5 protein-coding genes and 1 pseudogene are annotated in these 6,532 nt (G+C 38.7%); all 6 read left to right on the plus strand.

Features of this window, described 5'->3' with window-relative positions; translation table 11 throughout:
* The first annotated feature begins 8 nt into the window (after positions 1-8).
* The 6 genes and pseudogenes from JCM10991_RS16395 to JCM10991_RS06240 all read left to right on the plus strand — a co-directional run bounded on the left by JCM10991_RS16395 (position 9) and on the right by JCM10991_RS06240 (position 5,972).
* The gene (locus tag JCM10991_RS16395) at positions 9-983 is read left to right on the plus strand and encodes a glycoside hydrolase family 3 protein (RefSeq protein ID WP_369384710.1); all 975 of its coding nucleotides are present in this window, start codon (positions 9-11) and stop codon (positions 981-983) included.
* Positions 983-1,246, plus strand: coding sequence for a hypothetical protein (locus tag JCM10991_RS15720; protein WP_225349934.1), 264 nt, complete (start codon positions 983-985; stop codon positions 1,244-1,246). Before JCM10991_RS16395 ends, JCM10991_RS15720 begins: the two co-directional genes overlap by 1 nt.
* 185 nt (positions 1,247-1,431) lie before the next feature.
* On the plus strand, positions 1,432-2,448 hold the full coding sequence (locus JCM10991_RS06225; protein ID WP_035188233.1) for a glycosyltransferase family 4 protein: 1,017 nt from the start codon (positions 1,432-1,434) through the stop codon (positions 2,446-2,448).
* Positions 2,432-3,468 (plus strand): annotated as a pseudogene (locus tag JCM10991_RS12915) (lysylphosphatidylglycerol synthase transmembrane domain-containing protein). The gene JCM10991_RS06225 and the pseudogene JCM10991_RS12915 overlap by 17 nt, the downstream one beginning before the upstream one ends.
* 109 nt (positions 3,469-3,577) lie before the next feature.
* On the plus strand, positions 3,578-3,811 hold the full coding sequence (locus tag JCM10991_RS06235) for a YkuJ family protein (protein WP_023860175.1): 234 nt from the start codon (positions 3,578-3,580) through the stop codon (positions 3,809-3,811).
* 100 nt (positions 3,812-3,911) lie between these two features.
* Complete coding sequence (locus JCM10991_RS06240; protein WP_023860174.1) at positions 3,912-5,972, plus strand: LTA synthase family protein; 2,061 nt, start codon at positions 3,912-3,914, stop codon at positions 5,970-5,972.
* Positions 5,973-6,532: the final 560 nt, after the last annotated feature.

A 6,532-nucleotide genomic window follows, 5' to 3' on the forward strand; every position in this document is an offset into this window, starting at 1 on the left:
CTGACAAGGTGACTGCAACTAACCGTTTCCAATACGCTAAGGGTGATATTACTTACTTGAGCCGTCGTGATAATTTTGCTAACTACGATGAAGCAACTAAGGCCCCTGGCAAGACTAACCTAGCTGCCAAGTACCAAAAGGATGCAACAACTGTTACTAACAGAAATTACGGTAAGGAACCTAAGGCTACTGGCAAGATGCCAAAGCAAGGTCAACGTGGTAACTTACAATTAGCTGACTTACGAGGTAAGAGTTATGATGATCCTGCCTGGGACAAGTTACTTAACCAAATGACAGCTAAAGATATGAGCAACTTAATTGCTTATGGTGGCTACCAGACTTATGCTATTAATTCCGTTAAGAAGTTAGGAACTTACGATTTTGACGGGCCTGCTGGTTACTCAAGTTTCTTTGTGACTGACTTGAATACCACCGCCTTTCCAGCTGAAGCTATGATTGCGGCAACTTTCAATACCGATTTAGCCAAGAAGATGGGTGAATTGATGGGTGAACAAGGTCGCGAAATGGGCGTTTATGGTTGGTATGGTCCAGCTATGAATATTCACCGCTCAGCCTTTGCGGGTCGGAACTTTGAATACTACTCAGAAGATCCTGAGTTATCTGGGAAGATGGCAGCCAGTGCCATTGCCGGGGCAAAGTCAAAAGGTGTCTACGCTTATATGAAGCACTTTGCGATGAACGATCAAGAAACAAACCGGATGGTCGGTTTAATGACTTGGTCTAACGAGCAAGCTATTCGTGAAATTTACTTGAAGCCGTTTGAAATGGCTGTTAAAGATGGTGGTGCAACTGCTGTCATGTCATCATTCAACTTTATCGGTAATCGTTGGGCAGGTGCTAACAAGCAATTGCTACAAGATGTCTTACGCGGTGAATGGGGCTTCCGTGGTCTTGTTGAAACTGATTACTTCTCAGGTGGTTTTATGAAGTCTAACCCAGCGATCGCTAACGGTAACGATTGATGTTATCAACAACGGGTACTTTAGGTGCGAAGGTTGACTACACTGACAACCCAACGGTGGTTCGTCAAATGCGGACCGCATCAAAGAATATTATGTACACAGTGGTAAACAGTGGGGCTTACAAGAATATCAAGAATGTTAAGTCTGTTAAACGGCCATACCAAAAGACTATTACAACTTATGTAGTGATTGCCTTGGTTGTGGTTGCTATCTTACAAGTTTTGGTGGTCTTGCTTTACCGCAAGCGTTACGCTAACAAGTAATTCCAAAGGAGGTACCTAGTTTGGGCTAGGTATCTTTTTTATTTAAGAAATGTTTAACTTCATTACGTATAAAACAGGAATTTCTTGCTAAGGAGCTGAAAAGCCCCTATAATTAACCATGATTATTAAGAATGATTTAGCTGAAAACTCAGTCCAGAGATAGGAGGATTTCCTTGAAAATTGCAATGTTTTCATCGGCAACCAAGATTAAAGGTCAAGGAGTCGGCAGTGCTTATACAGAATTAATTAAGCTCTTAAAAAAATACTATCCAAAACAAATTGAATTAACGATTAATAAATATGTTTCTGCGGATATCAGCCATTACCATACGGTTGACCTACCTTTTTACCTCTCGACTTTTTCAAAAAAGCGAGGGACGACGGTGGGGTATGTCCACTTTTTACCTGAAACTATGGAGGGAAGTCTAAAGTTGCCTTGGTTAGCCAAGAAAATTTTTTATCGCTACTTGATTGCTTTTTACAAACGAATGGATAATTTGGTAGTAGTTAACCCAGATTTCATTTCCAAATTAACAGCTTATGGAATCCCCCAGTCCAAGATTACTTACATTCCGAACTTTGTTTCCAAGACAGAGTTTTACCCCTTAAAAATCAGTAAAGCAGCTTTACGAGCTAAATTTGGCATGCAAGAAGATGCCTTTACGGTTTTAGGGGTTGGTCAGATTCAGGAGCGTAAAGGGGTCTTTGACTTTATTAAATTAGCCCAGCAAAATCCTGATATACAATTTGTCTGGGTAGGGGGGTTTTCCTTTGGGGCTATCACCGATGGCTATAAGAAACTCAAAAAAGTGGTTGCTAATCCGCCAGGTAATCTCCATTTTCCTGGAATTGTTGACCGTCAGGAGATGAACTGTTACTATAACTTGGCTGATATCTTCTTATTACCTTCCTATAATGAACTTTTCCCTATGAGTATTTTGGAGGCTTTTTCCTGTCGTACTCCAGTCTTATTGCGTGATTTGGATCTTTACCGCGATATTTTAGCAGGTTATTATCAAGGAGCAAAGGATTGTGCAACTATGGAAGTTTACTTGCGTCAATATGTGCAGAATCCAGAGGCTTTAAAAGTTTTGCAAGCTAAGGCGCAGATGGCATCGCAATATTACTCAGAAGAGCGTCTCGCACAAATTTGGTGGGATTACTACACTGATAAGGGGCAAAGCAATGACCAAAAAAAATAAAGTGGTTTTAGCCTTATGGTTCTTTTGGGCCTGGGGATTATGCTCTTTTCTTTACGGAAAGTATCTCTTGTCGCTTTAGTAGCGAGTTTTGACGATTTGAAGTGGGGATGGTTGTTAGTGGCTTTTGGGGTGATGTTTTTATCCTTGTCTTTTGAAGCTACTGTAGTCTGGCTTTTAGTTCGTAAGAATCACCCGGCTTACCCTTGGTTGTCTGCTTTACGTGTGCCTTTGATTGAGCAACTCTTTAACGGGATTACTCCCTTTGCGACTGGAGGCCAACCCGCTCAGATTTTTGCTTTGGCGCAATCTGGTGTTGATGTTGGTCGGGCTAGTTCGGCCATGATTTTGAAATTTATCGTTTACCAAGCCATGATTGTGGTAAACTTTATTATCTGTTTAGTTCTAGGGTTTGAATTGGTAGCAGCGAAAATTCATGTTCTAGTTTGGTTTTTAGTTTTTGGCTTTCTGATTCACTTGGGGGTAATTGTAGGGCTTTTGATGGTTATGTTTTGGTATGATTTCACTAAAAAAATTGTGCACTTAACCTTGTGGCCAGTTAAGGCCTGGGGACACAACTCGGAAAAGTATGCGCGTTTGTGTCAGGTCTGGGATGAAAAATTGGCCTCGTTTTATGAAGAAGGACAGCTCTTGAAGCGCAATAAAAAACTATTATGGCAGATGTCTGGTCTGACTTTAGTGCAGTTGGCGCTTTACTATGCTATTCCTTACTTTATTTTACTGTCTTTAGGGATTGATCATGCTAATCTAGTGACTGTCATGGTCTTGCATGTTTTGATTGTTATGGTGATTTCGCTTTTTCCAATTCCCGGAGGAACCGGCGGAGCAGAGTACAGCTTTTCTATGATTTTTGCGACCTTTATTAGTCAAGCGCCTAAATTAGTTTTGGCAATGTTATTATGGCGCTTTGTAACTTATTATTTTGGGATGACTTTGGGAATTGTGGCTCTGATGATTTCCCCCCAAAAAAGTCCTACGGAAAAAAACTCAGAAAAGCGTTAATAATATATCGAGTTTTTGGAGAAAGTTTGCTAAAATAGTTATGGTGTTTAATTAATAAACGACATGATGCGGTAAAAATCGCAAAAAGAAGAATGAAAGAGGCGTTTTTATGGAAAACTCACAACTTGTTGCAATTATTTCACGCTTGGATACAATGATGAAAGCGGAAGGAACAGACGTACAAATGCGTCGTTTCGAAAAGGAAGGTCAAGAAAGAGGTTTGGTTTCCTACAACCCTGAAACAGAAATGTTTACCTTAGAAGATATTGCTACCAAGCAAAGATTTGAATACGACAACATCGATTTGGCAGCCTTAGATATCTACGATTTATTAAACGACTAAAATTTGTTAAATAATTGTGAAGAGTGCTTGAAATCATTTTTGTTTTTCAAGCATTTCTTTTATAATGAAATTAAAATTATAAAATTTGGAGGCAAAATCAATGCGTTCAGCATTAAGAAAAATCCAAAACTTTCTCAATACGCGGCTTGGTTTTTTCAGCCTAGTATTATTCTTATTTTGGTTGAAGACGATTTGGACCTATAATACCAAATTCACTCTTGGAATCAACAGTGGCGTCCAGGAAATTTTAGCCTTGGTTAATCCTTTTCCGACTGCGATTTTGTTATTGGGAATTGCCCTTTACTTTCGTGGTAAGAAAGTTTACTGGATTATGATGATTGTCGATGTAATTCAAACAACGTGGCTTTTCGCTAATATCCTGTACTACCGTGAATTTTCGGACTTTATGTCCATGTCAATTATTAAATCTTCAGGTTCAGTTTCCAATAACTTAGGTTCCAGTATTGCGCAAATTATTGAGCCTAGCGACTTTTTAGTTTTTGTGGATATCATTGTCTTGATATTACTTTTGGCTTTTAAAGTCATTAAGGTTGATTATACGCCAGCTAAGCGTTTTAAGGCTTTGGGAATTACAATTTTAGCTGTAGTCTTGTTCTTCTTGAATTTAGGAGCTGCTGAAAAGGATCGGTCGCAACTGTTGACTCGGACTTTTGACAATAATTATATTGTTAAATACCTGGGGGTTAACTTCTTTGCGGGTTACTCTGGTTATCAGACCTACCAGCAAGGGGTAAAAAAAGCCAATGCCAGCGCTAGTGATATTCAAAAGATTTTAAAGAAAATTAATAAGAATCGGGCGGGGGTCAATGCCGAATACTATGGTAAAGCTGCCGGTAAAAATGTGATTATTTTCCACTTGGAAAGTTTCCAACAATTTTTAATCAATTACAAAGTTGATGGCAAAGAAATTACCCCGAATATCAATAAGTTCTACGCTGATAGTAACACGATTGCCTACGATAATTTCTTTAATCAAGTAGGGCAAGGAAAAACCTCTGATGCCGAAACCATGTTAGAAACCTCTCTGTTTGGTTTACCATCTGGTTCGGCGATGTCGACTTACGGGACGACCAATACTTACCAAGCCTTACCGGCTATCTTGGATCAAAGGGGTTACTCTACGGCTTCTTTCCACGGGGATGTGGGGAGTTTCTGGAACCGAGACAACACCTATAAATCATGGGGATACCAATACTTTATTTCTAAGAACTACTATCAAACTAAAGAAAACTACGAAAATGGCTATGGGATTAAAGATAAGATTTTCTTGAAGCAGTCAACTAAGTATTTGGAACAATTACCGCAACCATTCTATGCTAAAATTATTACAGTTACGAACCACTATCCATACCAATTAGATAAAGAAAATCAGTCGATTCCTAAGACGAAGACAGGGGATGTGACAGTAGATGGTTACGTGCAAACAGCTTACTATCTAGATCAAGCTTTTGGTGAATTTATCGCTTACCTCAAGAAGACTGGACTTTATGACAAGACGATGATTGTGGCTTATGGTGACCACTACGGGATTTCCAATAATCATAAGAAGGCCATTGCCCAATTATTAGGCAAGAAAAAAGTTACCAGTTATGACCTAGCTATGTTCCAAAAGGTTCCTTTCATGATTCACATGCCGGGTCTGAAGGGTGGCGTTAACCATACTTACGGTGGAGAAATCGATGTTATGCCAACCTTAATGGATTTGCTTGGAATCAAGAATACTGATACGGTTCAATTTGGGAATGACTTGCTGTCGAGTCAGCATAATCAACTCGTTATTTTTAGAAATGGGGACTTTACCTCACCAACCTATACCAAGATTGGTAGCAAGGTTTATAATAATAAGGGTGAATTAGTGACTGATAAACTGACAACGAAAGAAAAAAATCAAGTTGCTAAGATGCAAGATTATGCAACAGACATCTTAGCCATGTCTGATCAGGTGACAACTGGGGACCTTTTACGTTTCTATAAACCAAGTTGGTTCAAGTTGGTTGATAAGAGTCAATACAGTTATAAGTTAAGTGACGCTAAGAAAGCCTTGAAACAAGCGCAAAAGACTAAGAAGAGCCTCTTGTCAGAAAATAAGGGTGTTTCTACTGAAAAACTTTATAAGACTGACGCGCCAGAATTGAAATAGTTGAAAAGATACTTCCGTGATGGAGGTATCTTTTAGTGAATTCACTAAAAAATAAAATTAGAAATACAATAAGAGGTAAGCAGGCGGAAATTATAGTTTTGAGTAGAGGTAATATAGTTGATCAATTGGGCAAAATTTTGAACTGGTGGATAACCCAGTTACCTACTAGAGCTTCAAGAAGATAGCTGAGGCGACTGTTTTAGTTGTTGGTGATGATGGATGAATCTCATTAGCTGTGATGGGTGCCAATGTCTTGAGGTGGGTCTGTGAATTAGAGGTGATAGGTTCCGTGTTAAGGGGAATAAATAGCTTGAAGTGAGAGATATTGAAAAAATTGTCAGTATTTTAAATTTTTTGTTGAAAAGTGCTTGACCGTTTTGAGAAATTAAGGTAAGATATTTTTTGTCGTTGGATGAACAACAAATTATTAAAGCTAAAATATCTTGACTTAAAATTATCGAGATGGCATAATATAGTAGTTGTTTTGGAAATAACTTAAATTATCTACTTGACAGAAAATGTTGAGGTGATATAATAAAGTAGTTGTTGCAAGACAGCGA

This window comes from Ligilactobacillus equi DSM 15833 = JCM 10991, from assembly GCF_000615765.1.
GTDB classification, from domain to species: Bacteria; Bacillota; Bacilli; order Lactobacillales; family Lactobacillaceae; genus Ligilactobacillus; species Ligilactobacillus equi.

What these genes read in the sequence shown, in the direction of transcription:
- JCM10991_RS06225 (WP_035188233.1), top strand. Translation starts at nt 1,432, where the DNA reads ATGTTTTCATCGGCAACCAAGATTAAAGGTCAAGGAGTCGGCAGTGCT.
- JCM10991_RS06240 (WP_023860174.1), top strand. Translation starts at nt 3,912, where the DNA reads ATGCGTTCAGCATTAAGAAAAATCCAAAACTTTCTCAATACGCGGCTT.
- JCM10991_RS06235 (WP_023860175.1), top strand. Translation starts at nt 3,578, where the DNA reads ATGGAAAACTCACAACTTGTTGCAATTATTTCACGCTTGGATACAATG.
- JCM10991_RS15720 (WP_225349934.1), top strand. Translation starts at nt 983, where the DNA reads ATGTTATCAACAACGGGTACTTTAGGTGCGAAGGTTGACTACACTGAC.